The sequence below is a fragment of the Paenibacillus taihuensis genome (assembly GCF_003386535.1).
Classification (GTDB): Bacteria; Bacillota; Bacilli; order Paenibacillales; family Paenibacillaceae; genus Paenibacillus_Z; species Paenibacillus_Z taihuensis.
The window spans coordinates 75,041-93,068 of record NZ_QTTN01000009.1 but is presented as its reverse complement, the minus strand read 5'-3'; the positions used below and the strand labels follow the sequence as shown (position 1 = coordinate 93,068).

Below are 18,028 nucleotides of genomic sequence, written 5' to 3'. Positions count from 1 at the left end.
AAATCATGTATGATACATTATTTGAGAGGGGCGCGAGAGGATGATTTTGAAGGGGAAAACAGCCATCGTAACCGGAGGCTCATCCGGTATCGGTGAAGCAATCGTCCGTTTGTTCGCTGCGCAAGGGGCCAATGTGGCCATTGCGAATCGCAGTGAAAAGGAAGGTGCCCGGGTTGCTGACCAGTTGCAATCCGACGGATTCAGCGTCATTGCGGTGAAGACCGACGTGGCGAAGGAAGCGGATATCCGCCATCTGATTCAGGAGACGCTGCAGACTTTTGGACAGATCGATATCGTGGTCAATAACGCAGCCGCCATTATGTCTAAATATCTGGAAGAATTCGAGGTGGAAGAGTGGGACCGGATCTTCGATGTGAATCTGAAGAGCGTGTTCCTGATGATCAAGCACTCCATCGGGGAGCTCAAGAAGACGCGCGGATCCATCGTGAACATGTCTTCATTGAATGGCTTGATCGGCCAGAAGATGAACCCGGTCTATGCAGCGACCAAAGGCGGCATGAACGCCATGACCAAGGCACTGGCATTGGATTACGCGCCATTCGGAGTCAGAGTGAACAGCATTTGTCCGGCCGGCGTTACGACGCCGTTACTGGAGCAGTGGATTCAGCAGCAGGATAACCCAGCCCGGACGGTTCAAGACCTCAATGATATGCACGCGCTGGGAAGACCGGCGACTTCGGAAGAAATCGCGCAGGCTACTCTGTTCCTGGCTAGTGATGCAGCAGGTTTCGTTACCGGCGTTGCTCTTCCCGTTGATGGCGGAGCATCGCTTGGTTATTAATAGCTATTAATAGCAATCCAATATTTATAACTACATAAAAGGGAGATATCACTCATGAAAATTACGAAAGTCGAACCGTTTGCCCTGCACGTGCCGATCACGCCGCCAATTACAGATGCCATTAACGTCGCTACGCATTGGGGGCTTGCCGGTGTTCGGATCTATACCGATGAAGGCTACGTCGGGTATGGCTATACGGGTACATGCGCGCACGGCGACGACATGATCGTCGATACGATTGAGAAATACTACGCGCCGCTGCTTATTGGCAAAGATCCATTCATGGTCAAAGCGCTGTGGGATGACATGCGTTTCGGCAAGATGCATTGGATCGGCAGAGCCGGCGTGACGCATATGGCGCTTGCTGCAGTCGACATCGCGCTGTGGGACATCATGGCGAAGGCATCGAACAAGCCGCTCTGGCAGCTGCTCGGCGGTGCGAAGTCCAAGCCGATCAAAGCGTACAACACGAACGGCGGCTGGCTGAACTGGTCGAAGGAGCGCCTGCTCAAGGACGTGACGGAGATCGTGGAGTCGGGCTTTACCGGCGTGAAGATCAAGGTGGGCAAACAAGACCCGCGTGAAGATTACGACCGCTGCAAAGCAGTGCGCAAGGCGATCGGCGACGACGTTATCTTCATGATCGACGTCAACCAGCAATGGAACATCAATACGGCGATGACTTGGGGCAAGAAGCTTGAAGAGTTCGATCTCTTCTGGCTCGAGGAGCCGCTGAACCCGGACGACATCATGGGTCACAAGAAACTGGCGGATGAGCTGAACGTTCCGATCGCGCTGGGCGAGCATGTGTACAACAAATATGCTTTCCGCGATTACATTCATCAAGGTGCAGTCGAGTACTGCCAAGTCGACGTAACTCGTGTCGCCGGCATTACGGAATGGCTGCAGGTCGCGGGATTGGCTGCATCCTACGATGTGCCGATTTGCCCGCATGTCGGGGATATGGGGCAGATCCATCAGCATCTCGTCGCGTCGACGCAGAACGCGATCATGCTGGAGTATATCCCGTGGATTCGTCATATTTTCGAAGAACCGGCTACTGTGAAGGACGGTCACTATGTGCTGCCTGAGATGCCGGGCGCGTCGACAACCGTTCTTCCGAGGTACTTTGAGGAGTATCGGGTGAGATAAGAAGCTAGAAAAGAGCTCCGTTCTGGAGCTTTTTTTTCGTTCTGCCGGTAAAGTTCTACTTTTTAGAGAAATGGCTACAATTCAAAGAACTCTTGCATGCCGTGCGGGCTATATAATATAGCTGATTATATATTTTACATCCTTCCGGATTCATTACTAAAATTGATAGAGAACTTTAGATCGAGGAGGGATCGACATGTACAAGAAGCTGCTTCTGTCCTTTGTTGTCTGTATCACTTCATTAATTGTCATCCTTACCTCCGTGCTTTTCTACAATTACAAGAGCTCGTCGATCTCGCTGCTCAAGGAAGCGAATGTGAATGTGCTCTCCAAGATCAGCTACAGCTCCGTCTACATGGACAACATCGCGAAGAAATTCAGCCAATCGCTCTCCTTAAACAACTACATTATCGCCTTTGCCAACAGCAATGACCTGGATATTATTGTGACGGGCAATGCCATACGGACGCTGGATTCCTTAACGATTCCCAATACGTACATTTATTCCGCCTACATCTACAATAGCAAGATCGATACGGTCATTTCCTCGCCGCCGAGCACGTTCTTCGACGGACCTGTGTTTGAAGATCAAGAAGCGCTGCGGCTCATTCATGAGGTGCAGGCGAAGAAAGCACCAATCCTGTACCCCATCCCGCGCAAAATCAAGAACCACAACGTGTATACGTACATTTTAGTGGACACCAACGACAACTCCGGGAAGCTCATCAACGCCATCGTTGTGAACGTCGATGCGGACTGGCTGCGTCTTACGATTTCTTCGCTGGATGAGAAAACAAACAAGGACAGCGGCGATATTCTCGTCATTGACGAGAAAGGGACAATCGTCAGCCATCCTTCTTCAAGCATGTTCATGCAGCCTGTCTCCATGCCTGCTTATACCGATGAAATCGCCGGCTCTGCTTCGCCTTCCGGCACCATTCTAGATGAGATCGACGGCAAGAAGTACCTGGTTTCGTATGTTTCCTCTTCCGCATTGAAATGGAAGTTTGTCAGCTTGACCCCGTACCGTGCCGTATTTTCAAGCGTTCAGCGAAATGGCTGGATCACGCTCATATTCTGCCTGCTCGTACTGATGCTGGGTCTCATCGCTGCAATTATCGCCTCGAAGAAGCTCTACCGGCCATTTGCCGTGCTGCAGGATCGAACGACGATGCTCGAAACTCAGAAGCGGGACAGCGCGGCAGTCTTGAGGAATGAATTTATTCATAAGATGATCTCCGCCTCCGCCCAGCTGCCGCTCGCGAAAGTGCATGCGAAGGAGCGCGAACTCCATTTCGATATTTCGTTCACGCACAAGCTGTTTCTCTTTATTCTACGCATCGATGATTATCCGGCCTTCGTTAGCAAGCATAGCGAGCAGGACCGCGGACTGTTCAAGTACTCCATCGAGAATATTGCCAAAGAAATTACGTCGGCTCAGTTCAAGTGCGAGGTTGTGGGCAACGGTTCCGATCAAGTTACGGTCCTGGCCGATTTGCATCAATCGGAGCTCAATCAAGAAGAACTCTACGATAAATTCCGGTCGATTGTCGCGGACATTCAAGCAAGCATCAAGAAGTACGTCCGCACCTCTGTCTCCGGGACGCTCGGCTACAGGATCGAATCGTATGAGCAGATGAAGCTGATCTATGAGGAAACGCTGCAGCTCTCCATGTATCGGTTGATCTATGGGCACGAGAGCCTCATTACGCCGGAAGTGTTGAAGCAGGTGGATGAGGGGCCGTACTATTTTCCAGTGTCCAAAGAGAAGCAGCTGCTCGATGCACTCAGGCTTGGAAACGGAGACTCGGCGAAGGAAATCTATAGCGACATCATGCAGAGTCTTGCGCTTACGTCGTACGATAACATCGTGAGATCGATACTCTATCTGTCCTTCTCCATCTACAATTCGCTTCAGCATCTTCACGAGGATACAAGTGCCAGAATCAACCGAATTACGCTGGAGTTTCTCAACCACTTCTCTTCGTTTGAGACTTTGGAGCAAATCGAGCGTTCCTTCGGCGAATTGATTGATGAGATTATGCAGTTGAAGGATGGCAACAAGGACAAGAAGAAGAACGAGATCGTACAATCGGCCATCGAGCTGATTGAGGAGCATTATCCGAACATGAATCTATCGCTAAGCAGCTGCGCGGAACAGCTATCCATCTCCTCCATGTACCTTGGCAAATTGTTTAAGACGACAACGGGCAAGTCAGTCGCCGAGTATATAACGATGGTTCGAATGGAGAAGATCCGATATTATCTGGAATCTACGAGCCTGCCGATTAACGATATTTTGGAGAAGTGCGGGATTGAGAAATCGAATTACTTCTATACCACCTTCAAAAAGTATTTCGGCGTTTCGCTTACGGAGTACCGCTTGAACATCGTGAAGAAGCCCCCGGCCTCTCCATAGCCTGTTATGAAGGCGACCGTCAGCTGATTATAGTCAGCTGCGATCGCCTTTTTTGTTCCGCTCGGGCCGTTTGAACCGCTTTTAGAAGAAAAATCGCTTTTTTGGAGACGCAATCAACGGAGAAATCGGTGAATTTACGGTTTTTTATTGTATGCGATCCGTCCGCCCAAACCGTATGATAAGCCCATCAACCGCTATGACGCAGCGAAGGAGGATTCCCATGCAGGGAGCTAAGGCACGTCGAACGATACCGGTCCTAAGCGAGCTATTGAAGAACAGAGTTTTCTATTTGATGATGCTGCCGGGTCTCTTATACATCATCATCATGTACTACATTCCGATGGCGGGAGTCGTGATCGCCTTTCAACAATTCAATCCGTTCAAAGGGATCGGCGGGAGCAAGTGGATCGGGTTCGAGAACTTCAAATTTATGTTCCAGTCGGACACCGTTCTGCAAGTGACTTTAAATACGATCTTATACAATCTCGTATTCCTGGTAACCGGGATTGGATTTGCGCTGATCGCCGCTATTCTCATTAACAGCATCGGCAACCGGCTGTTAGCGGGTGCTTACAAGAGCATTCTGCTGCTGCCGTACTTGCTGTCCTGGGTCGTTGGGGAGTATCTGCTGTTCTCTTTTCTCAGTATGGATAAGGGAATCTTGAACCAGCTGCTCGGTTCCTTTGGCATCGAACCGGTCCAGTGGTATTCCGAGCCCTTCTATTGGAGGTTCATCCTCCCCGCGGCTTACATCTGGAAGAATGTCGGGTATTTCGCGGTTATCTACGCAGCAGGCATCGCAGGCATCTCATCGGAGTATTATGAGGCGGCCGAGCTGGATGGAGCCACGAAGTTCCAGCAAGCGATTCGGATTACGGTTCCGATGCTGATGCCGATTACGCTCATTCTTGTTCTGCTGCAAGCAGGCAAAATGTTCTTTGGCGCTTTCGGCGACTGGGGGATGTTCTACAATCTTCCGATGCAATCCGGGGTGCTGTACGGCGCAACCGATGTCATCGACACGTACATCTATCGTTCGCTTAAGCAAATGGGCGACTTCGGGATGTCGTCCGCGGCAGGCTTGTACCAGTCGCTCGTCGGATTCGTGCTCGTGCTTATATCGAATGCCATCATCCGCTTGTACGACCGGGACAGCGCGTTATTCTAGGGGGGAGCAGGGACAGTGAGACCATCATTATCGATATCCAAGCTCGTAGTTAATGCCGGATTCATGATTTACTCGGCGCTCTGCATCATTCCGATGCTCGTCGTGCTGTCCATCTCGTTCTCGAAGGAGCAATCGATCTTCCAAGGCGGCTACAGCATACTGCCGAGGGCGTTCAGCTTGAAGGCTTACGAGTATATCCTCGGCGGCAACACGCCGATTCTTCACGCATATCTGGTCACCATCGCGGCGACGATTGCGGGGACGGTGCTGCATCTGATTATCTCATCGATGTTTGCTTATACGCTCTCGAGAAATGAAGTGAAGTACCGCCATATCGTCTCGTTTCTAGTTGTCTTCTGTCTGCTCTTTAACGGAGGTTTGGTGCCTTGGTACATTCTGTTATCCAAGTATTTGCACCTGAAAGATACATTCTTCGTGCTCATCTTTCCGTACCTCGTCTCGTCGGTCAATGTGCTCATTATGCGCAACTTCTTCAAAGGAATTCCGGATGAAATCATCGAGTCGGCACGGATTGACGGTTCGGGCGAATTTAACACCTTCGTGAAGCTGGTCGTGCCGCTCTCGACGCCGGTGCTCGCGACGATCGCGCTCTTCGTCGGCGTGTTCTTCTGGAACGACTGGTTCACCGCCGCGATTCTGATCGAGAACAACAAGCTGTACACGCTGCAATTCCTGCTGCAATCGATCATGAACAACATTGCCTATTTGCAGGGCAACTCGCTCGTTGAAGATATTGCGGCGAATTTGCCGGACGAGACCGCGCGGATGGCGACCTGCGTGCTCGCGGTTGGGCCGATCGTTATCGCTTATCCGTACTTGCAGCGGTATTTCGTGAAGGGGCTCACGCTTGGCGCAGTCAAATCGTAATGGCTATATCGGGCCAAATCCAGTGCCTGTTACAGCATAGATACAAAAAAAACGGAGGTCATAGGGATGAGCAATGTGAAGAGTAAGCTTAGTAAGCTGTCTGCCGTATGCTTGTTATCAACCGTTCTTCTGCAAGGCTGCGGGTCGTCGAATGACAATACATCGTCTGCCAACGGCTCGAGTGATGCCGCAAAGACGAATAACTCGGCAGCATCCGCGGATAGCGCGAATTCCACGAATAACGCGACTGCGGATTCTTCCGGCAACGCTTCGAGCAATGCAAGCGACAACGCGTCAGAGCCGGCGAAGCTGGATCACGTCGATCTCACGTATTATTTTGTGAACTCCCCGCAGGCGGATATCGCTTCCGTGGAGGCGGCGCTGAACAAGCTCGTCGAGCCGAAGATCAATGCAACGATCCACCTGAAGCTGGTCGACTGGGGCGCGTATGATGAGAAGATGAAGCTCGTGAACGCATCCGGCGAGCCGTACGACTTGGCTTTCACCGCGACATGGACGAATAACTTCTACCAGAACGTGGCGAACGGCGCTTTCGCGCCGATCGATGACCTCATTGACAAATATGCGCCTGACACGAAGGCCGGCGTACCGGATATGTTCTGGAAGACGGTGAAGGTAAAGGGCAAAACATACGGCGTGCCGAACTTCCAGCAAGCGACGGCAGGCTATGGCTATCTGATCCAGAAGACGATCGCGGACAAATATAAGCTCGATTGGAAATCGGTGAAGAGCCTGAACGATCTGACGCCATTCCTCGAAACGATCAAGGCGAATGAGAAGTCGCTCATTCCGTTCGGCTACAACCAGGTGCAGGATCCGTTCCTGCTCGCAACGCCGATGTTCGGTTACGAAGCGCTTGGCGACACGAAGACACCGGGCTGGCTCTCGCTGCAAGACGGCAGCAAGGTCATTAATCAATATGAAACCAAAGCGTTCAGCGATTACATCCACATGATGAGAGACTGGTATACGAAGGGCTATCTGCGTAAAGATGCCGCGACGCTGAAGGATAATACGGCGGATGCCAAGGCAGGCAAGGATGCGATTGCAATGGGTCAAATCGATATCGATACGCCGACGTTCGAAGCAGCAGGCTTGAAACCTGGCGGCCGGATGAGCAACTTCAACAAAGATGTGCAGTCCTATGACCTGCAATTCGTGAAGCCGCTCCTGACAACGGATAAGGCTGCCGCGACGATCACTGCGATTTCCGCGAACTCGCCGAACAAAGAGCGCGCAATGATGTTCATTAACCTATTGAACACCGATCCGGAAATCTACAACACGATTACATGGGGGGTCGAAGGCAAGCACTATAAGAAAGTAGCGGACAACCGGATTGAGACGATTAAGGATGGCGGCTACCAGACGCTGTCTCCATGGGAATTCGGCAACATGACGCAGACGCTTTACTTTGAAGGGGACCCGCAAGGCGCTGAAGTGAATGGCGTTGGCACGAAACTATGGGCAGATCTAAACCGCAATGCAACACCTTCGAGCGCACTCGGCTTCGTATTCGACTTCACGCCTGTGAAGACGGAGAAAGCGAACTGCGATGCGGTTATCGACGAATTGTACTACGCGATCGCTTCCGGCTCCGTTGATCCGGACAAATACTTGCCGCAATTCATCGACCGGATGAAGAAAGCCGGCGCGGACAAAATCATCGCCGAGAAACAGAAGCAATTGGATGAGTGGAGAGCGGCGAATCAGTAGCATGACACGAGACGGAAGAAGGCTTTCTCTGAGGAGAGAGCCTTTTTTACTAGATAAGGGAGAGCGAAATATGAAACCAATAACAGCGGCGTTGATCGGGGCCGGTCAACGAGGAGCAGGGGCGTACGCTCCATATGCGTGGAATCATCCGGAGGAAATTCGTTTCGTCGCTGTCGCCGATGGCGACCAAGAACGGCGGGAGCGGTTCGCAGAGACCTATGGCATACCTGAAACGGAGACGTTTGCAGGATGGGAAGAACTGTTGGCACGTCCTAAGCTGGCGGATGCCGTTCTCATCTGTACGCAGGATAAACTGCATTTTGAGCCGACGATTAAGGCGCTGGAGATGGGTTATCACGTTCTGCTAGAGAAACCGATGTCTCCCGATCCGTTGGAATGCTTCATGATAGGCGAGTATGCGGAGAAGTTCGGCCTTGTGCTGTCGATCTGCCATGTGCTGCGCTATACGGACTTCTTCGCCCAGATCAAGCAGATTGTCTCGGACGGCACGATCGGAAGCCTCGTATCGATCGTGCATGTCGAGAACGTCGAGCATCGGCACCAAGCACATAGCTTCGTCCGCGGCAATTGGAGCAAATCGGAAGTGTCGTGCCCGATGATTCTGGCGAAGAGCTGCCACGATATGGATATCCTGCAATGGATCGTTGATGAACCGTGCACAAAGGTATCCTCGTTCGGATCGCTGATGCATTTTCGCAAGGAGAGTGCGCCGGACGGCGCGCCGAAGCGCTGCTTGGATGGTTGCCCGGTTCAAGAGACATGTCCGTATTATGCGCCGCGTATGTATATGGAGAGGGATGATTGGGTCGGGGCAGTGCTGCGTTCGGTCGTTAGCAACGATACCAGCGACGAGGGCGTGCTGAATTCGTTGAAGGATGGACCATACGGGCGATGCGTGTACCATTGCGACAACGACGTGGTGGATCATCAAGTCGTGAATCTTGAGTTTGCGAGCGGCGCGACCGCGTCCTTCACGATGAGCGCCTTCACGCACGAAGGCGGCCGTTCGGTCAAGCTGATGGGGACGCTTGGGCAAATTCGGGCGGATATGGAGAAGAACGTTATTGAAGTGACGAGCTTCAAGACACGCGAGACGAAGACGGTCCACCTGGAGACAGATGCGGCTGGGCATGGAGGAGGCGACACCAATATCATGCGCGATTTCGTGCGGCTTGTTCGAAGCGACGGCAAGGAGAAGGGACTTACTGGCGCGAAGACCTCGGTGCAGAGCCATTTGATCGCGTTCGCGGCGGAGAAGTCGAGGGTTGAAGGGGAAACCATTTTGATGCAGAAATATGTAGATGAACTGCAGGCGGAGATGCAGAAGAGAGGAGCGGAAACATGAAGCGATATGGCAGCGTGATCAGAGTAAAGCCTGACAAGCTTGAGGAGTATAAGCAATTGCATGCGAGTACCTGGCCGGAAGTTCTGCGCATGATTGCCGCGTGCAACATTCGAAACTATTCCATCTACTACAAAGATGGACTACTGTTCAGTTACTATGAGTATGTTGGCGAGAATTACGAGCAGGACATGGCCAAGATGGCCGCAGATCCGATGACGCAAGAATGGTGGGCCGTTTGCAAGCCCTGCCAAGAGCCGCTGGAAAGTAGGCAGGACGGCGAGTGGTGGGCATCGATGGAGGAGGTATTTCATTTCGGTTAGAGCCCTATGCGGATTGAAAGAAAAAGCCATCCCGAGTTTGCCGGGTTGGCTTTTATCATGATACGCCCAGCATGGGCGTCATCTCTAGGGTGAAAGTCCCGAACGTTGGCTGGCGAACGCCTACCGTTAGCTAAGAGCAAGGGTGTCCGCCGCGAGGCGGAATCTGAAGGAAGCTTAAGGCAAATGCACGAGCCAAGGTACACGAACTGGATCCGAGGCAGGGTTAGCTGGATGAGTCACCCATACATGACGAAATCTCAAGTCGCCAAAAGCTATCCTTGTAAACTCCAGTAATGGCTAATTCCAGAAGAGGGGCATGGGAAATGTCTCGAAACATGCGGACCCGCATGTACGGTGGTGTGAGAGGACGGAGGCTAGCCGCCTCCTCCTACTCGATTTCATGTTCAGCCATCGTCTTCCTAACGGTTCATTCCAACAACCGGACTACTATCAAACTCCACCGCGCAGAACTGTCCCGTCTGTGCCGATTCCTTCGCCTTCAAGCACAGCAGCGCGCTATTAAGGCCATCGTCCAGCGTCGACACCGACTTCTTCGTCTCGCCCCGCATCAGCTCTGCGAAGTTAGCAGCGAGCGCCGCGTCTCCGCCGAAGTGATTCTCGCCCGCACCGACCTTATACGTTTCCACGCGAGGGGTATGGTGCATGTACACCGTCACAACGGCGGTATTGAAGTCGAACTCGACCGTTCCCTTGTAGCCCATGAACCGAGCGCCGCGAGCGCCGGCTTCGTTCCGGACGAAGAAGTTCTGCGAATACGAAGCGTGCATGCCGCTCTCGTAGCGGATCAAGGCGCTGCCGGAATCCTCGTTGCCTGTATCCTCGGCATAGGCGCAATATTGCCAGCTGTCCACCTTCGTCTGCAAGGTGCTGTCCGGGCATGTGCGATAGCGATCGCAATCTACACATTTTAGCCCAGCCGGCTTGTCGCCTTTGAAGATCTGCTTGGAAGTCATCGCACAGACGGTAACCGGCTTCATGCCGAGAACATAGTTGATATAGTCGAAATCATGCGTCGCTTTCTGCAGGAAGAGGCCGCCCGTCTCGTTCTCGTCGCGGTACCAATTCTGAAAATATACGCCGCCATAAGGGACATTATTGATCGCTTGTACATGCTCGATTGTGCCGATTTTGCCCGAGTCGATGATCTCCTTGACCAGCTGCACGATGGACGTTACACGCAGCGGGAACGAGACGATGACCGGACTTGGGTTGGCTGCATAGCAATCTCGCAGCTTCAATAGATCCGCCATATTGGTCGAGACGGGCTTTTCCAGGAACAGAGGCAGCCCCGTTGGCAGCACCTTCACCGCTTGTTCCGTATGGAGGGAGCATCTTGTGCCGATCATGACGCCGTCCAACTGCTCCGCATCCAGCATCTGTTCCGCCGTCTCGTAATAGCGGACGTCCTCGCGAAGCCCGAGACGCTCCCGATCCGCCCGAATTGCATCGCTCCGGGGATCGACGATAGCGGCGATTTGACAAGCCGAGTCTTGTTTCAACGTATCTTTGGCGATGCCCTGAATGCGCCCGCCGAATCCAATAATGCCAATTTTCATTTTCGCAGCAGCCTCCTATAGAGCCTTTGATGGTATCAGTATAATCCGTCCCTCTTCATGATTTCTTTGTACTGGAAGCCGTATTTTTTATCATTCATGTCTGATAGAGAACATGATAAGCTAGTCACATAGATGAAACGGGTTATCATTCCGTAATTCCGGAGGGGAAGGCAGTGGAACAATCGCAATCGGTGCTGGACCCCTATCAGCGAACACGACTTGAGCAGACGATCGTGATCGACCAGATGATTACGATGTTCTATTTCGAATTCGGCCAAAATTACGTGTTCAGCGGGGAAAGCCATAATTTCTGGGAGTTTCTGTACGTTGATCGAGGCGAAATTGAAGTGCTGGCGGATGAGCAGCGGCATCTGCTTACGCAAGGCATGATGATTTTCCATAAGCCGAACGAGTATCACAGGTTTGGCGCCGTCGGCGGCAAGGCGCCGAACGTCATCGTCATGACATTCGAATGTGCGTCGGAGGCGATTGGACATTTCCGAGACCTCGTCATCCAGCTCGAGGACGAAGAACGAAACCTGCTCGCCGATATCGTAAAAGAAGGCATGAATGCGTTCGAGTTCCCGTTCCGGCATCCGCTGAAGCGCCGCGAAGATGCGAAGCTGGGCAGCGAGCAGCTGATCAAATGTTACTTGGAGATGTTCTTGCTTCGGCTGCTGCGCAAGCAAACGATGCATGCGCGCAAGTCGGCGCTATCTTCGGCGGCGAAGGAACGTTCGAACGATGAGCTTGCACGGCATATTGCCAAGTACTTGGAAGACCATCTGGACACCGAGCTGTCGCTGGATGAGGTCAGCCGTGCGTTCATGATTGGGAAGACGCGGCTCAAGGAGCTGTTCAAGCGGGCGACCGGCCATACGGTCATGGGCTACGCGGCGAACGCCAGAGTGGAGCGCGCCAAGCTGATGATCCGCGAGCGTACCGACAATATAACCGAGATCGCCGAGAAGCTCGGGTTCAGCAGCATTCATTATTTCTCCAAAGCATTCAAGAAACAGACGAACATGACGCCGACAGAGTATGCGAGGACGGTGAAGGCAAGGCTGGCTAGCACGAATGCTGACTAGCAGCTAATACTGACTAGCAGCTATGTAAAATACTGGTGACGAACCCCGCATACTCTGCTAAGCTACTCCTTGAAGCGTTTTCAAATGGGAGATGGAAAACAAGTATAGAGGAGATGCATTCCATTATGGCGATTCCGGTCCCATCGGCACGAGTGGCGAAGTTCGAGAAGCAAGCGTTCGGGATGTTCATTCATTGGGGGCTCTATTCCCAGCTTGGGCAGGGCGAATGGGTGCAGCATTTGAAGAATATCCCGATGGAAGAGTATGCCCGGTTAAAGGATACGTTTACGGCAGATGAATTCGATGCAGGGCAAATTGCGAGAATGGCCAAGCGTGCCGGCATGAAGTACATCGTATTGACGACGAGACACCATGATGGATTCTCGCTATATGACACGCGCGGGCTATCCGATTATGATGCGCCGCACAGCGCGGCGAAACGGGACTTGATTGCGGAGTTTGTGAAGGGCTGCAGGGAAGAGGGCATCACGCCGTTCTTCTACCATACGACACTCGATTGGTACCAGCCGAGCTTCAAGGACGATTTCGACGGCTACCTGGAATATTTGCGGGCATCCGTCGAAGTATTGTGCACGCATTACGGGGAGATCGGCGGACTTAGCGTGACGTTCGAACAGGGACGCCCCGAACCGATGAACCGCGAAGGCATGAGCAAGTACGTCTCCGCCGAAATGTGCCAGACCATCAATGGCCACTGGGGCTTCGGTCGGCATGATTTCTCGAACAAATCGACAGGCGAGCTGATCGCCAATCTGGCTGCTTGCCGCAAGGTTGGAGCGAACTACCTGCTCAATGTCGGTCCTCAGGCTGGCGGACGGATATCGAAGCTGCAAGAAGCGACGCTGGAAGTCATCGGGGATTGGATTGAAATGTACGGCCAGCTCATCTACGATGGCAAGCCAAGCCGTGTTCAAGGGCAAGGTAGTAATTTTGCGCTGGAAACGGATGACGGCAAGACGTATCTGTTCGTCCATGATCTAACGATCGATGGCCATGCGAATGTCACTGCAGCCGTAGGCGGAGTCGGGCCAAGGGTATTCATGGATGTGACTGCACCGGTTTCCAGCGTGCGCTGGCTCGATAATAATGAGGAACTGGCGTTCACGCATGATGCGGACTCAGGTCTGCTCTGTTTCCATGCGACAGGGTATCCGTATGGAGATAACTTTGTGGTGCGGGTAGCGGTGATTTCATAGCCCACTTTACCGCAAGCAAAAGTTGCCATTTGGGGAGAGGGTAGAGTTCCGCCATAAGTGCAAATATGCACTTATCGGAGGCGGATTCACCTCAAACCTCGTAAATAAGTGCGAAAATACACTTATTTGGAGCCACATGGGCGATTTTGCCGAGTTGGGTAAAGAATAAGTGCATATTGGCACTTATATCAATCGAAACCTCGCAATCTTTACCAATAAGTGACTATTTACACCTATTCAAATTCGTTAAAAGCAGGTAGAGCAGGAAGGATTGAATAAGGATCCGCGCGGTGCCGTCTGATAATGGATTTTTCCACTATACCCTGGTACGGCTCTCGGCTTCTCAGCTTCTGCACTGGTTTTCGATAAAAGGTGTTAATAGCTAAACCGATGCCCAGAGCTTATCCGACATCCTAAACCACCGACCTGATCGGTGGTTTCTTTGCGTGCAGCGCACGATCTGTGATAATAACGTTAATCGTGTCACAGTTTTCCGTATCTTCGTCATTGGTGCTCCTCTATAATACGTTTTGCAAGCGATTACATAACAAAGGAGAGGATAATTGATTTATGCGCAAATTGAAGAGCAGCAAGAAATCTCTGTTTATTGTTTCTTTGTTAATCGTAGCCATGACAGTCATCGGGTTCCCGGTAGCACAAGCAGATCCTGTAGTTTCCGGCGAGGTTTACAAGCTGGTCAACCCGAACAGCGGCAAGGTGCTCGACGTTGCAAACTCAGGTACTGCTGACAGCACGAATGTGCAAATCAAGACGTACAACGGGCAGACGGGACAACACTGGAAGCTCGTCACGAATGGAGATGGAACGTTCAAGCTGCTCGCCGCGAACAGCGGCAAAGCGTTGGATGCAGCAGGCGCCGGCACGGCAGACGGCACCAATGTTGATATCTATACGGATAATGGAACCGGCGCTCAGAAATGGACGGTCAGCCCGAATTCCGATGGCACGGTGAAGATTATCAACCCTAACAGCGGCAAAGTGCTTGATGTGAACGGCGGGGGACAGGCGGATGGAACGAATGTGCAGATCTGGACGGACTGGGGAACCGTCGGTCAGAAGTGGAAGCTCGTTAACTTGTCGGCTCCGGAAGCGAATAATCTGGCCTTAGGCAAAACAGCGACGGCGAGCTCGACAGAAGCGGCGACGTATGGGGTTTCGAACGTGACGGACGGCAATGCGACCACGCGCTGGTCGAGCAGCTTCTCCGATAATCAATGGGTCTATGTGGACCTCGGCTCCGCGCAGACAGTCAACCGGGTCGTGCTGAAGTGGGAAGCGGCCTACGCGACGAGCTACAAAATCCAAGTATCGAACAACGCGACGGCGTGGACGGATGTATACTCGACGACGCTAGGCACGGGCGGCACCGAGGAAGTGAGCTTCCCTGCAGTTAGCGCTAGATACGTTCGTATGCTAGGCGTACAGCGTGCGACGGTATACGGATACTCTCTCTATGAAATGGAAGTTTATCCGTATGCAGGGCCGGATCTGACCGGCTACAGCCTGTACAGAGACTACTCGTTCGGCACCAAGCGGGGCGTAAACAGCTTAACTTCGCTGTCCAATTCGTTCAAACCGTACGGCGTAGCCGGAACGACCGTAATCAATAATGAGTGGCAGAGGTACCAGCCGATTAACGACACGAACCATCACTTGACCGGCAATACCCTGGAGCTGACAGCGGTTCCGAATATGGGCGGTATTTCGAATGGCGGCATCAGCAGCGGACAAATCGTAACGAAGGATACGTTCTATCCTCGCGACGGAAAAACGTATATCTTCCAGCTGCGTGCGAAGATTCCTACTGGCGCAGGCACCTGGCCGGCATTCTGGATGTATTCGCCGGGCGGAGCGGGATCGACGGCTTCGGAAATCGATATTTTCGAGTATTTCAACTCCCCGACCCAGAATACGAACGACTGGACCGGATTCGATCACGGCGACGGCATCGGCACGGATTACTACAGCATCATGACGAACCAGTGGGTATGGCATCCGGGCTTCGACTTCGCTAACAATTATCATACGTATACGCTTATTTGGAAGGAAGGCAACATTCAGAAGTGGGTCGACAATACAATGGTGAAATTCACGAATTTCACTTGGTATGGTCCAGATCCGGAGGTGCTCATTAACCTCGCGATCGGCGGCTCGCCGAACTCCGCGCCAACGGCAGGAACGACGCCGTTCCCGTCCATATTCGCGCTGGATTACTTCCGCGTTTATGTAAAATAATCGTGACTTTGGCCGTTGTTTTGCTGCCTCCATGCAGCAGGACAGCGGCTTTTTTACACCAGGGAAAGCTGCGAGCCAAACTGGTGATAAAAACCGTAATGATGTCATGGCAATTCGTATTTTGGCGCTATGCTCTTCCTTTATGATGGAAATTGAATCCAGAGAATGCCGTTTCCAAGTATCGACAGGCTCTTGGGAGTCGGGTTACAATTTGGAATGCTGATCGATTGATTCGCGGCAGAGAGAGGTTGCTTAATGAACCAGAAAAAAACAATGCGTTCCAAGCTCATACTCGGCTTTTTCATCGTCACGACTCCTATGATTTTTTTCTTGTTCTATAATAACTTCTATTCGATGAACGTCGTTCGGACCGAGGTGTCCCAATCCTACTATAATTTTCTCGAGACGCAGGTGAATGCCATTGATCAGACGCTTGCGGAAACGAATAACTATATTCTCCGGCTGGGAAGCAGCGATTTCTCTTATACGAATTTGGTACCGCTTACTTTATATTCGCAGGACAGCGGCGATTATTTCATGGCGAAGCAGTGGCTGCTGCGCAAGTTCGATGACGACCTCAGCGCGTACAAGGGCATCAAAACTTTCTTCGTCTATTCGAAAAAATATAACGACATGATCAGCGTGAAGAAGAGCTATGAAGAGTCTCAGGAGTTCGACGGCGTCTTATTCTCGTTCTTCGATCAGCACAAGGACGACTTGGATACGCAGAACTGGACGGTCACTTCGTGGAATAAGAAGCACTATCTGGTGCGCGCCATGCAGATCAGCCCGAAGGAAGTCAACCGGGAGCTCTACGTCGGCGCATTAATTGATATCGATAACTTGATTCAGCCGATCAGGGAATCCAACTTCGGGAGCAGCGGCAAGGAGCTGCTGCTGATGTCGAGCAAGGGAGAATCGCTCATTCAGACCTCGTTATCCGCAGACAATGTGAATGAGATCGTACAGAAGCTGGATCGCAGCGAGACGAAGTACGTTTCGTTCACGAAGTCGTCCGGCAAGACCAAATATATGCTCGTCGGCCTTCCATTCCATTATGCGCCGATCAGCTTGGCTGTCTTCATTCCGGAGAAGGTCGTCCTGCAGAAGCTGCTCTATTTTCAACGCTTGCTCTATCTGCTTCCGATTGGCCTGATCGTCATTCTCGCGTTCTATCTGCTGTTTGTGAAGAACGTGCTGCTGCAGCCGATGAATATTCTTATCAAAGGGATGCAGAGCATCGGCAGAGGGAATTTGGACGTAAGGATAGGCGATCATTCGACCAAGGAGTTCTCGTTCCTGTCCGATACGTTCAACAAGATGGCATCGCAAATTCAAAGCTTGAAAATCAACGTGTACGAGGAAATGCTGCGGGCGCAGAAGGCGGAATTCAATCATTTGCAAGCACAGATTAACCCGCATTTCTACTTGAACTCTCTAAATATTATTTTTAGTCTATCGGTGCTGGAGGAGAATTTTCTCGTGCAGAAGATGACCGAGCACTTGGGCGATTACTTCCGCTTCATCACGCGTTCCCATCGGGATTCCATCACGCTTGCGGAAGAGGTCGGGCATATAGGAAACTACTTGGAGATCCAGAAGCTTCGGTTCCCGGATAAATTGGATTATCAGATCGACATTCCAGATATGTACAAAGGGGGCAGCATTTCCCCGTTAATCGTTCAGCCGTTCGTGGAGAATGCGGTCATTCACGGTATGGATCGCGGCAAAGCGGTATTTCAGATCCATATTACGGTGAAGGATTCAGACCAGTCGCCGGATTGCTATGAAATAGGCATCAGCGACACCGGCAAAGGGTTCCCTCCTGATAAGCTGCAGCAGTTCCAAGCTGGTCAATACGCGGAAGGCCGCGGCTCGGGCGACAAGCATCTTGGAATATGGAACGTGCACCACCGCTTGCGCATGAAGTATGGTAGCGAGTTCCGTATTCTGTTCGAGAATGGTGCCGAGAAAGGGGCCATCGTTCGATTAATCATTCCGAAGCAGTCGACGTTCGAAGAACAGGGGGAGCTCTAAC

13 protein-coding genes are annotated in these 18,028 nt (G+C 52.0%); 12 read left to right on the top strand and 1 reads right to left on the bottom strand.

The window, feature by feature from the left end; translation table 11 throughout:
- Positions 1-40: 40 nt before the first annotated feature.
- The 8 genes from A8990_RS09965 to A8990_RS09930 all read left to right on the top strand — a co-directional run bounded on the left by A8990_RS09965 (position 41) and on the right by A8990_RS09930 (position 9,852).
- Positions 41-802, top strand: a complete 762-nt coding sequence (locus tag A8990_RS09965) for an SDR family NAD(P)-dependent oxidoreductase (RefSeq protein WP_116188875.1) — start codon at positions 41-43, stop codon at positions 800-802.
- A gap of 54 nt (positions 803-856) precedes the next feature.
- Entirely contained in the window at positions 857-1,954 is a 1,098-nt protein-coding gene (locus A8990_RS09960) for a mandelate racemase/muconate lactonizing enzyme family protein (protein WP_116188874.1), read from the top strand.
- Positions 1,955-2,150: 196 nt separating this feature from the next.
- A complete protein-coding gene (locus tag A8990_RS09955; protein WP_116188873.1) occupies positions 2,151-4,373 on the top strand; it encodes an AraC family transcriptional regulator in 2,223 nt (740 codons plus the stop codon).
- Between the two features lie 220 nt (positions 4,374-4,593).
- Positions 4,594-5,541, top strand: coding sequence for an ABC transporter permease (locus A8990_RS09950; protein ID WP_245995934.1), 948 nt, complete (start codon positions 4,594-4,596; stop codon positions 5,539-5,541).
- Positions 5,542-5,556: 15 nt separating this feature from the next.
- Positions 5,557-6,429, top strand: a complete 873-nt coding sequence (locus A8990_RS09945; RefSeq protein WP_245995933.1) for a carbohydrate ABC transporter permease — start codon at positions 5,557-5,559, stop codon at positions 6,427-6,429.
- A 66-nt stretch (positions 6,430-6,495) separates the two neighbouring features.
- Entirely contained in the window at positions 6,496-8,166 is a 1,671-nt protein-coding gene (locus A8990_RS09940) for an ABC transporter substrate-binding protein (RefSeq protein WP_116188872.1), read from the top strand.
- Between the two features lie 70 nt (positions 8,167-8,236).
- Positions 8,237-9,532 carry a Gfo/Idh/MocA family protein gene (locus A8990_RS09935; protein WP_116188871.1) on the top strand — a complete coding sequence of 432 codons (1,296 nt, stop codon included), beginning with the start codon at positions 8,237-8,239 and terminating at the stop codon, positions 9,530-9,532.
- The gene (locus A8990_RS09930; protein WP_116188870.1) at positions 9,529-9,852 is read left to right on the top strand and encodes an L-rhamnose mutarotase; all 324 of its coding nucleotides are present in this window, start codon (positions 9,529-9,531) and stop codon (positions 9,850-9,852) included. The genes A8990_RS09935 and A8990_RS09930 overlap by 4 nt, the downstream gene beginning before the upstream one ends.
- A gap of 419 nt (positions 9,853-10,271) precedes the next feature.
- Here the strand turns inward: A8990_RS09930 and A8990_RS09925 are convergent, their stop codons facing one another.
- Entirely contained in the window at positions 10,272-11,429 is a 1,158-nt protein-coding gene (locus tag A8990_RS09925) for a Gfo/Idh/MocA family protein (RefSeq protein WP_116188869.1), read from the bottom strand.
- Positions 11,430-11,602: 173 nt separating this feature from the next.
- Here A8990_RS09925 and A8990_RS09920 point away from each other — a divergent pair, with 173 nt between their 5' ends.
- The 4 genes from A8990_RS09920 (at position 11,603) to A8990_RS09905 (ending at position 18,027) form a co-directional block, all read left to right on the top strand.
- Entirely contained in the window at positions 11,603-12,517 is a 915-nt protein-coding gene (locus A8990_RS09920; protein ID WP_245995932.1) for a helix-turn-helix transcriptional regulator, read from the top strand.
- A 125-nt stretch (positions 12,518-12,642) separates the two neighbouring features.
- Positions 12,643-13,734: an alpha-L-fucosidase gene (locus A8990_RS09915; protein ID WP_116188868.1), complete on the top strand. Its 1,092-nt coding sequence runs from the start codon at positions 12,643-12,645 to the stop codon at positions 13,732-13,734.
- A gap of 570 nt (positions 13,735-14,304) precedes the next feature.
- Positions 14,305-15,990, top strand: a complete 1,686-nt coding sequence (locus A8990_RS09910; protein ID WP_116188867.1) for an RICIN domain-containing protein — start codon at positions 14,305-14,307, stop codon at positions 15,988-15,990.
- Positions 15,991-16,245: 255 nt separating this feature from the next.
- Entirely contained in the window at positions 16,246-18,027 is a 1,782-nt protein-coding gene (locus A8990_RS09905; protein WP_116188866.1) for a sensor histidine kinase, read from the top strand.
- The last annotated feature ends 1 nt before the right edge of the window (position 18,028 follow it).

Coding starts and splice junctions, on each gene's coding strand:
- A8990_RS09905 (WP_116188866.1), top strand. CDS start 16,246: ATGAACCAGAAAAAAACAATGCGTTCCAAGCTCATACTCGGCTTTTTC.
- A8990_RS09940 (WP_116188872.1), top strand. CDS start 6,496: ATGAGCAATGTGAAGAGTAAGCTTAGTAAGCTGTCTGCCGTATGCTTG.
- A8990_RS09935 (WP_116188871.1), top strand. CDS start 8,237: ATGAAACCAATAACAGCGGCGTTGATCGGGGCCGGTCAACGAGGAGCA.
- A8990_RS09915 (WP_116188868.1), top strand. CDS start 12,643: ATGGCGATTCCGGTCCCATCGGCACGAGTGGCGAAGTTCGAGAAGCAA.
- A8990_RS09960 (WP_116188874.1), top strand. CDS start 857: ATGAAAATTACGAAAGTCGAACCGTTTGCCCTGCACGTGCCGATCACG.
- A8990_RS09965 (WP_116188875.1), top strand. CDS start 41: ATGATTTTGAAGGGGAAAACAGCCATCGTAACCGGAGGCTCATCCGGT.
- A8990_RS09910 (WP_116188867.1), top strand. CDS start 14,305: ATGCGCAAATTGAAGAGCAGCAAGAAATCTCTGTTTATTGTTTCTTTG.
- A8990_RS09930 (WP_116188870.1), top strand. CDS start 9,529: ATGAAGCGATATGGCAGCGTGATCAGAGTAAAGCCTGACAAGCTTGAG.
- A8990_RS09925 (WP_116188869.1), bottom strand. CDS start 11,429: ATGAAAATTGGCATTATTGGATTCGGCGGGCGCATTCAGGGCATCGCC.
- A8990_RS09950 (WP_245995934.1), top strand. CDS start 4,594: ATGCAGGGAGCTAAGGCACGTCGAACGATACCGGTCCTAAGCGAGCTA.
- A8990_RS09955 (WP_116188873.1), top strand. CDS start 2,151: ATGTACAAGAAGCTGCTTCTGTCCTTTGTTGTCTGTATCACTTCATTA.